This is a genomic window from Bacillus sp. SH5-2, assembly GCF_008368905.1.
Taxonomy (GTDB): domain Bacteria; phylum Bacillota; class Bacilli; order Bacillales; family Bacillaceae_G; genus Bacillus_A; species Bacillus_A luti.
In genome coordinates this window covers 1-15,719 of record NZ_QOSD01000027.1, presented here as the reverse complement: position 1 = coordinate 15,719, position 15,719 = coordinate 1, and the positions used below count along the sequence as shown (strand labels likewise).

At 35.1% G+C, this 15,719-nt stretch carries 14 protein-coding genes, 1 riboswitch and 1 other annotated feature; of the genes, 9 read left to right on the top strand and 5 right to left on the bottom strand.

Features of this window, described 5'->3' with window-relative positions; genetic code table 11:
- Positions 1–59: 59 nt before the first annotated feature.
- On the top strand, positions 60–3,266 hold the full coding sequence (locus tag DN410_RS23375) for a DEAD/DEAH box helicase (protein ID WP_149178246.1): 3,207 nt from the start codon (positions 60–62) through the stop codon (positions 3,264–3,266).
- 95 nt (positions 3,267–3,361) lie between these two features.
- On the opposite strand, the gene DN410_RS23370 is transcribed toward DN410_RS23375, so the two are convergent.
- The gene (locus DN410_RS23370) at positions 3,362–3,496 is read right to left on the bottom strand and encodes a DUF3934 domain-containing protein (RefSeq protein WP_000047588.1); all 135 of its coding nucleotides are present in this window, start codon (positions 3,494–3,496) and stop codon (positions 3,362–3,364) included.
- Between the two features lie 406 nt (positions 3,497–3,902).
- Positions 3,903–4,161 (top strand) — a binding site (T-box leader).
- Positions 4,162–4,231: 70 nt separating this feature from the next.
- On the opposite strand from DN410_RS23370, the gene asnA reads away from it, so the two are divergent.
- A complete protein-coding gene (asnA, locus tag DN410_RS23365) occupies positions 4,232–5,215 on the top strand; it encodes an aspartate--ammonia ligase (RefSeq protein ID WP_000284913.1) in 984 nt (327 codons plus the stop codon).
- A gap of 406 nt (positions 5,216–5,621) precedes the next feature.
- On the opposite strand, the gene DN410_RS23360 is transcribed toward asnA, so the two are convergent.
- Positions 5,622–6,077, bottom strand: coding sequence for a VOC family protein (locus DN410_RS23360; RefSeq protein ID WP_149178245.1), 456 nt, complete (start codon positions 6,075–6,077; stop codon positions 5,622–5,624).
- 370 nt (positions 6,078–6,447) lie between these two features.
- Positions 6,448–7,677 (bottom strand): aspartate kinase, encoded by a 1,230-nt coding sequence (locus tag DN410_RS23355; protein WP_149178244.1) that lies wholly within the window; start codon positions 7,675–7,677, stop codon positions 6,448–6,450.
- A gap of 201 nt (positions 7,678–7,878) precedes the next feature.
- Positions 7,879–8,065, bottom strand: a riboswitch (Lysine riboswitch).
- A gap of 191 nt (positions 8,066–8,256) precedes the next feature.
- Here DN410_RS23355 and DN410_RS23345 point away from each other — a divergent pair.
- Genes DN410_RS23345 through DN410_RS23335 form a run of 3 tightly spaced genes read left to right on the top strand, consistent with a single transcriptional unit; the run spans position 8,257 to position 11,411 of the window.
- Positions 8,257–9,165 (top strand): DoxX-like family protein, encoded by a 909-nt coding sequence (locus DN410_RS23345; RefSeq protein WP_149178243.1) that lies wholly within the window; start codon positions 8,257–8,259, stop codon positions 9,163–9,165.
- A 3-nt stretch (positions 9,166–9,168) separates the two neighbouring features.
- On the top strand, positions 9,169–9,780 hold the full coding sequence (locus DN410_RS23340; protein WP_149178242.1) for a DUF4166 domain-containing protein: 612 nt from the start codon (positions 9,169–9,171) through the stop codon (positions 9,778–9,780).
- Between the two features lie 5 nt (positions 9,781–9,785).
- A complete protein-coding gene (locus DN410_RS23335; RefSeq protein WP_149178241.1) occupies positions 9,786–11,411 on the top strand; it encodes a YndJ family protein in 1,626 nt (541 codons plus the stop codon).
- Between the two features lie 29 nt (positions 11,412–11,440).
- On the opposite strand, the gene DN410_RS23330 is transcribed toward DN410_RS23335, so the two are convergent.
- Positions 11,441–11,926, bottom strand: coding sequence for an 8-oxo-dGTP diphosphatase (locus DN410_RS23330; protein ID WP_149178240.1), 486 nt, complete (start codon positions 11,924–11,926; stop codon positions 11,441–11,443).
- A 139-nt stretch (positions 11,927–12,065) separates the two neighbouring features.
- On the opposite strand from DN410_RS23330, the gene DN410_RS23325 reads away from it, so the two are divergent.
- Together DN410_RS23325 and DN410_RS23320 are read left to right on the top strand one after the other, a co-directional pair.
- On the top strand, positions 12,066–13,328 hold the full coding sequence (locus DN410_RS23325; protein ID WP_149178239.1) for an MFS transporter: 1,263 nt from the start codon (positions 12,066–12,068) through the stop codon (positions 13,326–13,328).
- A gap of 25 nt (positions 13,329–13,353) precedes the next feature.
- Complete coding sequence (locus DN410_RS23320) at positions 13,354–13,632, top strand: hypothetical protein (protein WP_149178238.1); 279 nt, start codon at positions 13,354–13,356, stop codon at positions 13,630–13,632.
- A gap of 9 nt (positions 13,633–13,641) precedes the next feature.
- Here DN410_RS23320 and DN410_RS23315 read toward each other — a convergent pair whose 3' ends face one another.
- A complete protein-coding gene (locus tag DN410_RS23315; protein WP_149178237.1) occupies positions 13,642–14,106 on the bottom strand; it encodes a hypothetical protein in 465 nt (154 codons plus the stop codon).
- 90 nt (positions 14,107–14,196) lie between these two features.
- Between DN410_RS23315 and DN410_RS23310 the strand changes: the two genes are divergently transcribed.
- Positions 14,197–14,505 (top strand): alpha/beta hydrolase, encoded by a 309-nt coding sequence (locus DN410_RS23310; protein WP_149178236.1) that lies wholly within the window; start codon positions 14,197–14,199, stop codon positions 14,503–14,505.
- A 274-nt stretch (positions 14,506–14,779) separates the two neighbouring features.
- Positions 14,780–15,592, top strand: a complete 813-nt coding sequence (locus tag DN410_RS23305; RefSeq protein WP_149178235.1) for a polyphosphate kinase 2 family protein — start codon at positions 14,780–14,782, stop codon at positions 15,590–15,592.
- The last annotated feature ends 127 nt before the right edge of the window (positions 15,593–15,719 follow it).

Here is a 15,719-nt window from a genome sequence, read left to right as displayed (position 1 = left end):
ATGGAGTATACATGTACAATATTGATAGAATGAAATGAGTGACGTAAGGAGTTGAACCATTGAGTTTTCATATAAATAAATCGATTATTAAAGAAGTATGCGGTGAGACCTCATATAAAAGAGGTGAAGCTTATTATAAAGCAAATAAAGTAATCGTGAATCATTATGATGCAAATAAAGAAATTTGCGAGGCGACGGTAAAAGGGAGCGAAGATTTTCATGTGACAGTAGAAAAAGCTAAAAAAGGTGACGTTGTTGCGAGATGTAGTTGTCCTTCGTTAGCGTCTTTTCAAACGTACTGTCAACATGTTGCAGCGGTACTGCTGCAAATAAATGAAAAGCAACAAATGGGTGGAAGGTCCCTTACTAGTAGTGAAAACATGAGCGGGAATGATCAATTAACGAGCGGGATGTTTCAGTTGTTTGCGGACAAACCACTGCGGCCAAAAAGTAAACAACACCGTTTTGATACACGTGAAATATTAGATATTGCGTTTATATGTTCACCAGTAGCGACGAAAAGCGGTGGGGCTCTTCTTGGAGTTCAGTTAAAACTTGCGAAAACATATTTTATAAATCATATTAGAGACTTTCTTTCTAAAGTGGAAAAAAGAGAGGCTTTTCATTGTTCCAATGAATTTATATACACACCAGATGTACATAGTTTTAAACAAGAGACGGACGCAATTATTCAGCAGCTTATTAAAATGTATCATAATGAAAAAATGTATGAGGATGCGCTAGAAGTACATGCGAAACAAGATGAAAGTATAATGTTCATACCGCCAGCTTCTTGGAATGACATGCTTTCTTTACTTTCTAAAGTTGAGTATGTACAGCTGAAACAACATGAACAACTGTTTCATGGTTTACAAGTTTCTAAAGGGTTATTGCCGTTACATTTCGAGTTTACGAAAGGGAATAATGGCGGATTTACACTTCATATAGACGGCTTAAACCGTGTTCAAGTTATGGAAATGTATAACTATGCTCTGTACGATGGGAAATTATATCATTTACCTGTGGAAGATTGTATGCGGCTTATTGAATTACAAAAGATGATGAATCGTTCAAATAGCAATCAGTTTTATATTCCTGAAAATAAGATGGAGCATTTCGTAGCGAAAGTTGTGCCAGGGTTAATGAAACTCGGAACAGTTCGAATTGATGAAGTAATATCAGATCGTGTTGAAACACCGTCACTAAAAGCGAAATTGTATTTAGATCGAGTGAAAAATCGTTTGTTAGCCGGTCTCGAATTCCACTATGGAAACGTTGTGATTAATCCGCTAGAAGAAGACGGACAGCCGTCTGTTTTTAATCGTGATGAGAAGAAGGAAAAAGAGATTTTAGACATGATGAGTGGAAGCGCCTTTGCGAAAACAGAAGGCGGTTACTTTATGCATAATGAAGAAGCTGAATATAACTTTTTATATCACGTCGTTCCAACGTTAAAAGGTTTAGTTGATATTTATGCGACGACAGCAATCAAATTACGCATTCATAAAGGAGATGCAGCTCCTCTTATTAGAGTAAGAAGAAAAGAAAGAATTGATTGGTTGTCATTTCGTTTTGATATAAAAGGAATACCGGAAGCTGAAATTAAAGGTGTATTAGCGGCTCTTGAAGAGAAACGTAAATATTATCGATTAGCGAACGGTTCGTTATTATCACTGGAGAGTAAAGAGTTTAATGAAATTAATCAATTTGTAAAAGAATCGGGTATTCGGAAAGAGTTTTTACATGGTGAAGAAGTAAATGTTCCGCTTATTCGGAGTGTAAAATGGATGAACGGACTTCATGAAGGAAACGTTTTAAGTTTAGACGAGTCTGTTCAAGAGTTAGTGGAAAACATTCAAAATCCGAAAAAATTAAAGTTTGCTGTGCCAAATACTTTACACGCCGTTCTGAGAGAGTATCAAGTGTATGGATTCGAGTGGATGAAAACACTCGCTCATTACCGTTTTGGGGGTATTTTAGCAGATGATATGGGGCTTGGAAAAACGCTGCAAAGCATTGCTTTTATAGACTCTGTCTTACCTGAAGTTCGAGAGAAGAAAATGCCCATATTAGTCGTTTCACCGTCATCACTTGTTTATAACTGGCTTAGTGAATTGAAAAAATTCGCTCCGCATATTAGAGCGGTTATTGCCGATGGAAATCAAGCAGAGCGCCGAAAAATATTAAAAGGTATAACAGAATTTGATGTCGTAATTACGTCATATCCATTACTGAGAAAAGATATAAGATTGTATGCAAGGCCGTTTCACACGCTATTTCTTGATGAAGCACAAGCGTTTAAAAACCCTACAACGCAAACTGCAAGAGCAGTGAAAACGATTCAAGCTGAATATCGTTTCGGATTAACGGGGACACCTGTAGAAAATTCATTAGAAGAGCTATGGTCTATCTTTCATGCCGTATTCCCGGAATTATTGCCAGGAAGAAAAGAGTTTGGTGATTTAAGACGTGAAGATATAGCGAAGCGGGTGAAACCATTCGTATTAAGGCGACTAAAAGGGGACGTATTACAGGAGCTTCCTGATAAAATAGAACATATACAGTCATCGGAGTTATTACCCGATCAAAAAAGTCTCTATACTGCTTATTTAGCGAAGTTAAGAGAAGAAACGTTAAAACATTTAGACAAGGATACGTTACGTAAAAATAAAATTAGAATTTTAGCTGGCTTAACGAGATTAAGGCAAATTTGTTGTCATCCTGCTTTATTTGTTGATGATTACAAAGGTAGTTCAGCTAAATTTGAACAACTGTTAGAAATATTAGAGGAATGTAGAAGTACAGGGAAGAGAATTTTAATCTTTTCTCAATTTACAAAAATGCTCTCCATTATTGGTCGTGAGTTAAATCGTCAAGCAATTCCCTACTTTTATTTAGACGGGAGCACACCTGCGCAGGAGCGGGTAGAGCTATGTGATCGTTTTAACGAAGGAGAAGGTGATTTATTTCTCATTTCATTAAAAGCTGGTGGTACTGGTCTCAATTTAACAGGGGCAGATACGGTCATATTATACGATTTATGGTGGAATCCAGCAGTTGAGCAACAAGCAGCTGATAGAGCATATCGAATGGGACAAAAAAATACAGTGCAAGTGATTAAGTTAGTCGCTCACGGAACAATTGAAGAAAAGATGCATGAATTGCAAGAGAGTAAGAAAAATTTAATAGCCGAAGTGATTGAGCCGGGTGAAGAGAAATTATCATCAATCACGGAGGAAGAAATACGAGATATTTTAATGATTTAATATAAAAAGCTATGCTTTCACATGTATGAGAGCATAGCTTTTTTAGTGTAATAATTATAATTTGTTTTGAACAAAGTAAAGAGATAATACAGAATTTACTTTTTAGTGCCTTTACTTTTATATGGCTTGGCAGCTGCCTTTTTCTTTGCACTTGATTGCCAACGATTCCATCCTTTACTTCCTGTACCTTGTCCTACACCTTTTTTCGGTTTTGCTTTCGTTTTACTCATATGATCACTCCGTTATATAAAAATCTTATTTGATAATAGTCAATGATTTAGAAAATACTCTTTATAAATGACTATGATTGCTTTAAGTAAAAATAAACTGCTTGAATGCTATAGTATAACATGAATTTGCAAGTAAACTGAAAGGAATTGCAAAGAAAATGAAAATAATACGAAATACTGCGGATTCTATATTTCGAACGATTACATTGCTTGTTGTGTATATGTTAGTCTCGGTTAGTGAAACGTTTTTTGGATTGACGAGGCAAAAGAAGTGAAGATGTTATATTGAAAACAATCAATAAAGCCGTAAAATAAAGAATTGAAAAACATTTTGAAAATTTTTGTTGACTTTCTTTATTTTTTGTATAGAATAATCATTAATAAAATGTTTCAGAGATGTGACAACAAAACGACTATGAAAGGACGAGTAGTAGTAGGACGTAGTCTAAGCGAGTCAGGGGTGGTGTGAGCCTGATACGAAGCCTATTATGAAGAACCTCCTGGAGTTGCTAACCGAAATCCTTTATAGGAAAGTAGACTTAGCCGGGAACTTCGCCGTTACAAGAAGAACAGTATCGAGATATTCCATCTCCGTACTGTATAAGTGAGCAACCTCTGTTGCTAATTTGGGTGGTACCGCGGAACCAAAGCCTTTCGTCCCAGTTTTTTGGGGAAGAAGGGCTTTTTTTGTTGGCTTCTTTTCACAACATCCAAACATTTTAGGAGGAAACCACCATGTATCAATCATTAATGACAGTAAGAGAGACTCAAATTGCAATTAAGGAAGTTAAAACATTTTTCGAGGATCAATTAGCAAAACGCCTGGAACTATTCCGCGTATCTGCACCATTATTTGTAACGAAAAAATCGGGATTAAACGATCACTTAAACGGTGTAGAGCGTCCAATTGAATTTGATATGTTACATTCAGGGGAAGAATTAGAAATTGTTCATTCACTAGCAAAGTGGAAACGTTTTGCATTACACGAGTATGGATATGAAGCTGGTGAAGGTTTATATACGAACATGAACGCGATTCGTCGTGATGAAGAACTTGATGCAACACATTCCATTTACGTTGACCAATGGGATTGGGAAAAAATCGTTCAAAAAGAATGGCGTACTGTCGATTACTTACAAAAAACAGTACAAACAATTTATGGAATATTCAAAGATTTAGAAGATCACTTATTTGAAAAGTATCCGTTCCTAGGAAAGTATTTACCAGAAGAAATCGTTTTCGTTACCTCTCAGGAGCTGGAAGATAAATATCCAGAATTAACACCGAAAGATCGTGAACATGCGATTGCGAAAGAACACGGTGCAGTCTTCATTATCGGAATTGGTGATGCACTTCGTTCAGGAGAAAAACATGATGGACGTGCAGCTGATTATGATGATTGGAAGTTAAACGGTGACATTTTATTCTGGCACCCAGTACTACAAGCTTCATTCGAATTATCATCAATGGGAATTCGTGTTGATAGTAAATCACTTGATGAGCAGTTAACGAAAACAGGTGATGACTTCAAACGTGAGTATGATTTCCATAAAGGTATTTTAGAAGACGTACTACCATTAACAATTGGTGGTGGTATCGGACAATCAAGAATGTGCATGTACTTCTTACGTAAAGCGCATATCGGTGAAGTTCAATCTTCTGTATGGCCTGATGATTTACGTGAAGCTTGCAAGAAAGAAAACATTCATCTGTTTTAATAGAATTATGATGGAGAGTAGCTCAGGAATTGAGTTACTCTCTTTTTTACTTGTTTACAGTGAGTTTTACTAAAAACTGAATTCATTATTATGAGGGAATTCAAGGGGGATTAGAAGAAAAAGATTGCAAGGATATATGTGATAAGAAGTGAGAAGAGTCCGTTATATTTCCTAGGAAAGGGTATAACGAATATCTATATTATTTTGTATAGATTTTTTAATGTTGATAATATGTTAAAAAGCCGTTTAGATAGAGTATTGAAATCTATATGTAAAATGAAAATACATTTTTAAAAGCTCAAAAAAGCATAACCACGTTCTAAAGTTAGGACGTGGCTAAAAATATAGTGGTTTCAATTATAATGAATTTCTGTTTGGCATAGCCAACAACTTAAAAAAACATCACTTACTTGCTACCAAGTTCTTTCGCTAAACCGATTAAAATGCCTTCGGTTCCACGAATATAGCAGAGACGGTAAGAGTTCTCGTATTGAACTACTTCGCCAACGAGCTGAGCACCATGCTTAGTAGTAAGCCTAGATACCATTTCGTCAATGTCTTCAACGGTGAACATGACGCGCAAATAACCGAGGGCGTTGACAGGAGCTGTCCGGTGATCTGCTATAGCGGGCGGGGTAAGAAATCTGGAAAGTTCAATACGGCTATGGCCATCTGGTGTAACCATCATAGCAATCTCCACGCACTGAGAACCGAGTCCTGTTACGCGACCAGCCCATTCACCTTCGACAGTAGCGCGCCCTTCGAGTTTTAATCCAATCTCCTCGAAGAAAGAGATTGCGTGATCAAGGGATTCTACAACGATGCTGACATTGTCCATTCTAAGTAATTTGTTTTTCGCCATTGGCTTTATCTCCTTATATGTAAAAGTGTGTTATCCAATCATCTTCTTAATTATACTATTAAAAAGTTATAAATTCCTTTCAAACAAAAAAGACCTTGTCACAGTGTAGAAAAATGTGACAAGGTCTTTTCGGGTATAAGTATATAACATCTTGCTAACGAACAACACCTCATAAACCCTTTACTATTGAAATATGCATGAACTTTATTTCGTGAATGTTATCATGTTCAAGTAGCTTCAAGAATTTGATACTGGAGTTGCTATTTGATAGAACGACTTCGACTTTCCCACAAAACATTCCGTCCCTGTTTCTATTCATATAGGAAGAAAATAGATTAATATCATTTGTTTTAAGTTGTACCGGTGGAAATTAACTCATTTGCACTAAAGGCTCAATTTTCGCCATAAATGATTGATGAAGTGCTTCAACACCTGTAACTAAATGAAGGCGGTCAATAACGACAGACACTTTAATTTCAGATGTACTTACCATTTTAATATGAATATCTTCTTCTTTTAAAGTAGTGAACATATTAGCAGCAACACCTGGGTTAGATACCATACCAGACCCTACAATGGATACTTTTGCTAAATGATTTTCATATTCTACAGATTCATAGTGAAGTGCTTCTTGGTTTTGTTCCAACACTTTTAAAGTTTCTCTTAAATCATTCGAGTGAATGGAGAAGGAGAGATGAACAGTTCCTTCATTTGTAATACTTTGAATGATGATATCTACATTAATGTGTGCCGCTGCTAATGTAGAGAAAACGGTTGAAAGTGAACCTTGTTCTAATCCTTTAATGGTGATACGTGTAATATTATCTTCAAATGCAATACCTTTAACGATTGATTGTTGTTCCATGTTACATTCTCCTTTTACAATTGTTCCATTTTCTTGTTCCATACTTGAGCGAACTTCTAAAACGACATTATGATTTTTAGCAAATTCAACAGCACGTGGATGTAATACGCCAGCGCCGAGGTTTGCAAGCTCTAACATTTCGTTATAAGAAATTTCATCTAATTTGTAAGCAGTTTTTACAACTCGTGGATCAGTCGTGAAAACGCCTGTCACATCCGTATAAATATCACATTTTTTCGCTTTTAATGCCGCTGCTAATGCGACAGCAGTCGTATCAGAACCGCCGCGTCCAAGCGTTGTAATTTCACTTTCTATACTCATACCTTGAAAACCAGCTACGATAACAATTGTGCCTTCAGCAAGATAAGACTGAATACGATCTGTATTAATGTCAGTAATCCGTGCACTACTATGTACAGATTCTGTCGTAATACCAGCTTGCCATCCGGTTAATGAAATGGCGTTATAGCCTTTTGCTTGTAGTGCCATCGTTAATAAAGAAATAGTTACTTGTTCACCTGTAGATAGAAGCATATCCATTTCACGTTTACTTGGGTTTTCTGTAATAGCGTTAGCAAGAGCTACAAGTTCATCTGTACTTTTTCCCATTGCTGAAACGACAGAGACAATACTATGTCCTCGTTCATATTCTTCAATAATTAAATTTGCTACATGTTGAATGCGTTCGATGCTTCCGACAGAAGTGCCGCCAAATTTTTGTACAATCGTTTCCATTACGAATTCCTTCTTTCGTCCATTTTTAAGAATAGGTTAGGACATATACAAATCCCAATATTCCTGTAGTTACCAGAGAGAAAAACAAAAAACACCATCTCAAATAAGTGAGGATGGTGCTGTTACAGGAAAAGGGAAACAGAAAACGGAGCTAATAAAAAAACCGCCAAAAAAGGAATACCATGAAAATGATATCTCTTTTTTGTAGATAGCTCTTCATACGTACATGTCTGTACATATGACAGTTCTGTTTCTATTCGAAAACAGCCCCAATTGATAAATGCAGAGAAGTTTATCAATTTCGGCAACACTTCCTTTCCTCTAATTTCATAGACATCTCTGTGTCTCCATTAGAATACTTATAAGTATTGCAACCTCTATCTCACGTTTTAGGCGAGAGTGTTTGATTTATGAAGTTGTTGGTAACATTTGTTTTATAATAAGTTAAATTTTTCGGGGAATCAAGTGTTTTATATATATTTTAAAAATTTTTTCTCTTTGAAAAGAAGTTTGTGAAAAATGTAGCAAAATAAATTCATTGCATGTACATTAAAAATATAGTGCACTGGAGGTGGAAGAATGCAAAGGAAAAAACCTATTTATGTTTCGATAGAAATGGAAACAACGATGGAGAAATTATGGGAATATACGCAAGAACCAGACATACATACAAAGTGGGATGCTCGCTTTACTGAAATTTCGTATTTAGAGAAGAAAGAGGGAGAACCGCAGCAATTTTTGTATAAAACAAAGATCGGATTTGGACTTGAAATAGCTGGGGAAGGGGAATCGATAGGTGAGATTAGAAAAGAAACTGGGGAACGGATTTCATCTTTGAAATTTTGGACAGACAATCAATTATCGCTTATACAAATGGGGCGTGGGTATTGGAAGTATACACCGAATAATGAATACATTCATTTTGAAACGCAATATGATTATGATACAAGATTTGGCCGTATAGGGAATGTAATAGATTCATATGTTTTTCGCCCGTTATTAGGCTCTGCGACTGCTTGGAGTTTTGATGCTTTAAAATTATGGTTAGAAAAGGGACTTCATCCTAGGTTGCTAATTAGAAGAACAATGACATATTGGCTCGTCTGTTTTTTATTCGCTTTTGTATGGCTATATCAAGGGATTGTACCGAAAATAATCTTTACCCATCCAGAAGAAGTGAAAATGCTTTCGGTCATAATTGGTTCAACTGAAAATAGTATTTTTATTCTTAAAATAATTGGGCTGTTAGAAGTTATTTTTGGTGCCATATGGTTACTTCCATTTCCAAAACGAAATGTATTTATAATACATATTTTCGTATTAATAGCCTTAACGATAGCAGCAGGATTTACGAATATTGCAAGCTTTACAGAGCCGTTTAATCCGATTACGTTAAATCTGCTTCTAATTGGATTATCGATTGTCGGTTATATGAATAGCTTCGATTTGCCAAGTGCAAAAAATTGCAAGAGGACAAGAAAGGGATAGTGTATGGCTAATATTTATGAAAGACTATTAGGGGATTCTTATAAAAAACTTCATCCGAAATTACAGAAACGCTATGAGATTACAGAAGAGAATAGTTTTATTGGGGAAGGAAAGATGGATGAAATTTACGGAGGTTCTTTTTTCGTTAAATTGATTTTAAAGATTGCATCGAGGTTTCGTATGTTTTTCTCGGAACGGGGAAAAAAAGTGCCTTTTGTAATACATAATACTGCTGGACGAGATAAAGATGGAAAAGAAATTGTAAGGTGGAATCGCACGTTTTATTTTCATGATAAAAAAAGATATTTTAATGCGGTTATGCAACTAGATGAAGAGAATAATGAAATTGTAGATTATTTTGGTGAACCACATTTACTCGTCTCTACATTGAATTTTCATATTGATGAGTTGGGAGCAATGCATATTTCTTCAAAGAAACAATGGTTTTATATGTTTGGAAGAAAAATCTCTTTACCGAAACTTTTATACGGAGAGGCAAAAATTGTTGAAAGTTATGATGACGAATTACAATGTTTTCGAATTCATGTTCAAGTACGAAATCCGTTAATTGGTTCGCTATTTTCATATAAGGGAACGTTTGTGGAAAGGAAATAAATGATATGAGAAATATAATATTTGGTCTTGCTTGTTATATTGTTTTTCTAATATGTGAGTGGCCCGATGTAAACCCTGTTGAAGCAATTATATTATTATCTATTTTGTTATTTATACCGATGTTTTTTTATATTATTGATAAAAGAGCACGACATGGATCGTATTTATTATTTTATAAATCTGTATCGTTTTTATATCCGGTCGCAGCAATTTGTGCAATGTTATCTTTTGTAACAAATCAATATTTCTTTGCGATAATTTGGTTTGTATATACGGGGATCGTTGCGTTATTTGGTATAAATAGATTACTAGAAAGAGGATGGAAACCGATAGAAGAAACGGCTATCGATAGTGCGTTTGTTTATTTGTTTTTAGGTGGTTTCTGGTTTTTTGCTTCTGTAGCAAAGATTTCGATTATGCAGTTTAGTTCTGACATTGTTTTACTTACAGCTGCACACTTTCATTATTCGGCATTTTTATTGCCGTTATCAGCGGGTTTAATTGGGAGGAAGCGAGAAAAGAGAAGTAAAGTATATGATGCAATTATGTTTATTATAGTCATTTCACCGATGACAGTTGCAATTGGAATTACATACTCAAGGATATTTGAATTTTTTGCAGTGTTCCTATATTTATGCGCTATTTATGGTTATGGTTTTTACGTTTGGAAAGCAAAATTTAATGCTATCAGCGCAAAGATTCTTTTAATCATTTCGTCTAGTACGCTCATGGTCACAATTATGTTCTCACTCATATATTCATATGGGAATTTGAAACAAGTAATGACAATTACAATTGCACAAATGGTCTGGATTCACGGAGTTGTAAATGGGATTGGAGTAGCGCTACCGGTATTTGTTGGTTGGATGATGGAAAAGAGTGCTCCCAATTATAAGTACTATGGAAAACCAATGAGTCAGTTAAGAGGAAGTGCAACAATTGGTGAGGCGTTTTTACATAGTAGGAATTTAGTAGGTAGTAAGAAATACAACGGTTTAGTTGATAAAATGAATGATTTTCATAGTGAAGCATTTGACACGGCGAAGATTCCTTTAAGCATTATTCGTTTTTATGAAAATACAACAGCGTATAAGTTACAATCGCATATTAAATGGACTCGTTGGTTCCGCCCATTTGCATTTTGTTATGAGAAAATGAGTAAACGTGTCGAACAAATACATTTAGGAATGGGCGGCAAGTGGGAAACGATGCACGGCTCTATCATTGGTGTAATCGATGAGAAAGACGGAAGGGAAAATGTAAGAGCTTGGCTAAGAAAAAATGAAGCAGGGAAGTCTATTTTTTTAGCCATGTATTCAATGCATACATATAAGAACGATACATATATGAATATCGCATTGCCTTTACCATATTCGAATATGACGGGGATTTTAAAATTACGCAATGATAATAATGAGTTAATCATTACTAGTAAGCTAAGAAAAAATGGTAAGGGCGATGAGGGGATTTATTTACATACTCGTTTCTTTACAGTACGTTTACCGTTAGCAGAGACGTTTATTATTAAAGAGGGAAATGGTCAAATGCTAACAGCTCACCATAAAATGTGGATATTCGGAGTTAAGTTTTTAGAAATTGATTATGAGATTAAGAAATTAGAGGAGAAGTAAGAAAAGCTTGGAGAGGTTCCAAGCTTTTTTTACGTGTGGGCAATTGTCATAGCGACTTGTTTATCTAAGTCTTGGTCCCAAACACGTTGAATTTCAAACGTACCTTTTTCAAAAAATAATGGGAATCTTTCTTTAAACCAATCTTGCATAGGGAGATTTAGTGCTGTATCGATTGGTACCCATAATAATTCACCCTCAGGAGGATTCATAAGAAGCTCACCTTCAAATGAATCTGTCCAATAGTTAAATACCATATATCGAACATTTTCCTTAGGATTTACGTATTCGTCTAACCCCTTAAAAGTTAAATTAGAAACGTGTAATCCGGTTTCTTCTTTCACTTCTCGTATAGCAGCTTGTATGATACTTTCTGGGAATTCTACTTTTCCGCCAGGAGCTATGTAGCCAGGAAAACCTCGATGATCGGGGCGTTTTATAAGTAAAACTTCATTATTACGCTGGATCATACACATTGTATAGATGCGGTGCTCGATGTTATGTGAATGTGGAGGCATAATGATGTATTCTCCCTTTATATTATTTTTGATAATTTTACCATAACATAATGGTTTCTTATATAATTGAAAATAGAAGATTGGAAATTTTTAGTTACTTCTTATAAATTCTATAGTTATTTGAAAAGAGGAGAGGGAAATGCAAAGGGAAATACAAAGAGAAAAAGGTTTAGGGTATGTTGGCAAATTACTGTTGCCAGTTAAAGTGTCACGGCATTTTAAATTTTTGTGGATTGGACAATTGCTTTCAACTTTAGGGAGTTCAATAACGATGGTTATTTTGCCAGTTGTTGTTTACTCATTAACTGGTTCAACAGTTGTAATGGGGATGACGATGGCAATGTACATGCTACCTAATATTCTTGCTTTACCGTTTGCAGGATTAGTTGTAGATAGAATTGACCGAGTAAAATTAATGTTATTTACAGATATAATTCGCTGTATATTAATGCTATTACTTGGGTCGCTTATACTGATGGATGTATTAACAATTACACTTTTATATGTCCTCGTTGCATTATACGGACTTATGGAAGGGATCTTTCAGCCAGCGTATGCTGCTGTAAGAGCAAAAGTATTCGTACCTGAAATTCGTAATGCAGCTAATGCACTCACGCAAATGAGTAATCAAGGCATACGATTAATCGGACCAGCACTTGGTGGGTTAATCGTATCAGTTGCATCTGCTGGGATAGGGTTTGGACTAGATGCAGCAACGTATTTATTATCATTTTTCTGTTTATTATTTTTAAAAGAAATTAAATTTAAAAAAGTAAACTCGATTGAAAAGAGTAAGGTCGCTTATAAAAAAGAGTTTATGGAGGGTGTTTTAGTTTTAAAAAGTCATCCGTGGCTATGGATTACAATTTTAGTGTTTTCTTTCGTAAACATTTGTTATGCCGGCATTATCGTCGTATTAATTCCATGGTTGTTTAATGTTCACCATCATTTTGAAGCTTACGTATATGGACTAGGCATGGCAGCTTCTGGTGGTGGCGCTGTAATCGCCGCACTACTATTTGGCGGGAGGGAACGATGGCATAAAAGAGGATTACTTGCCTATGGAGGTGTTTTAATTAGTGGCTTCGCTTTACTCGTTATGCCTTTCATTTCTTGGGCACCTGCTTTAATCTTCTTAATGGCAATCGAAGGGTTCGGTATGATGATATTTGGACTTATTTGGGAAACGAGTTTACAAGAACTCGTACCGGAAGAAGCATTTGGAAGAGTAGCAAGCCTTGATATGTTAGGTTCTTTCGCTTTATTGCCATTAGGATACGTAGTTGTTGGCTGGCTAGCAAATGTAATAGGTGGCGAGATAACGATTGTATTGCTAGCAATTTTAGTGATTATTACAATAGGTATGGCATTGTCTGTGCGGAGTATTCGTCGATTTGATTGATGCTAGGGGGAAGGGGGCAACGTATATGACTATAGAAAATTTGAAAGATATAGTAGTAAGGCAATTGGAAAGTAAATACACTTTGCAAGAAAAGGTTTTTGAAGCAAAAAATTTCACGGTCTATATCGCTTCTCATATAGAAAATAATATAGTATATAATCGATTATTATTAATAAAGCATTTTTATAATAAAAAGCCTTCCGTACATATTTGGCACAAGCAAATTAGTACGGATGCAACCAAACTAGAAATTACAAAAGAAGTGACAGAAGCAATCCAATCAGGTTTCATAAATGAAGACTAAGTTTAGAACTTAGTCTTCATTAAATACAAATGTTTGTTTCATCCTTTTACCCTCGTTTACTGGATGACCGTTGTAAGAGAAATTCTTTTCTTCCCAAGTAATGACGACTTTGAAATTATGGCTGTTAAAGTCTAAAGGGAATACTATGTAGTCAAAGCTTGTATGACTTTTAGAAACGTTGTTATTTAAAGCAGTAGGATTAAAAGTAGCTTTAGGGGTAGGAGTGTTATCAAGTATTTCCACAGCTACGTTTGATACATCATTACCGATGTTTTTTACAAGTAAACTATACGTATCGTATACATCTTGTTTTGGCTGTACTCCTTGCTTGTTTACGTTATGAGATTTATCAATTTCGATATACCACTGTTTAGACTTTGATGCAATTGGTAGTGATTGAAATGTGTATGCACTTGCTTGTATTGGTAGTGCTAAACATATAAGCGTAAAGAGAGTTAATATTTTTCGTTTCATTTTTTAGAGCTCCCATTCTTTAATGGATTTATTTGTTATTATCTTCTCTTTTTGAGATAATACACCATACGATTTTAGGGGGAGGATATATTGAAAGAACTCGTAAGTATGGGAAGCAGTATTTTTCTGCAACTATTATTTTTGTATATATTTATTTCTGGTGTTTTATTAGAACTTAATCCATGGTATGCAGTAGTTGTTTATGTGACTATTGCAATAATAAGTCTTCTTCTAGGGGTATACTCGATGATTTTCTCTATGAAGAGAAGGCCGAATACTCTTTTTCTAACACTACCAGGTGGAATTATAGTAACATTATTTTCAATATTAATTATTGGCTTTACAGTATTCGCTTATTTTTTACCAGAAGGAGGTATTCCGCCTGTCATTCGTTTGTAGTATGAGTGAATCGATGGAGTTCCTATTTTTTATTGTTACTCTTTCTAATTAAGCGACATACATATTAAAAAAGGAAACTGTGTAGAGATTTTTTTTGCATAGTCTCCTTTTTTTTTTGTAATTAATAATAGGTGTGCTTAAGGATGCTTAAGTAACATTAATTTATCGATATAAAGAAGAGATGTGATTGTTTGTCAAAATAAATTTGAATTTGAAAAAAATCCCAATGAATATGTTAAAATAACATTGTCATACAACAAGGGGGATTTGTTTTATGGAACATGGACATCTTGCTAAAATAGATTTAACGAAAAGAATCGAATCAAAATCTAAGTATAATAAAAAACTTGAAAAATACCAGAGACGTTTATTAGCACTTCAGCAAATTGTAAAAGAGGAAAAAATTGCAGTTATGCTTGTTATGGAAGGCTGGGATGCAGCTGGGAAAGGTGGAGCGATTAAACGAGTGACTGAGCATCTTGATCCACGTGGTTTTCAAGTAACTCCGATTGGAGCGCCTGCACCTCATGAAAAACGGTACCATTACTTGCAACGTTTCTGGCGGAAACTTCCTCAGTACGGGCAAATTACTATTTTTGATCGCTCATGGTATGGCCGTGTGTTAGTTGAGCGTGTGGAAGGTTTTGCTACACAGGAAGAATGGATGAGAGCATATGATGAGATTAATGATTTTGAAAAATTATTAACCGATGACCATTACATAATAGGGAAATTCTTCTATCATATTAGTAAAGATGAGCAGTTAAAGAGGTTTAAAGATAGAGAGGGAAATCCTTTAAAAAGATGGAAAATTACCGATGAAGATTGGCGTAATCGTGACAAATGGGACGAGTATATTGAAGCGACGGAAGAAATGTTTGAAAAAACAAATAAGCCAAATGCGAAGTGGCATATTATCGAAAGTAACGATAAATTATATGCTCGTGTGAAAACGTTGAAAGTGATTATTTCGTTAATTGAGAATTATTTCGTAGAGCATGGTATAGAATTGCCTTCTTATTATTATGAGATGAAAGAAGGTAAGCGAGAGGACTTTGAAACGAATCAAGATGTAATTGTAAAATAGTACGAAATTCGAATATGAAATATAACGAAGAACCATCCTGGAAATTTGAGAAACCAAATTACAGGATGTTTTTTTATTTAGAAACATTTTACAATTAACAGAATAAGGTATATAATCAATAATCATA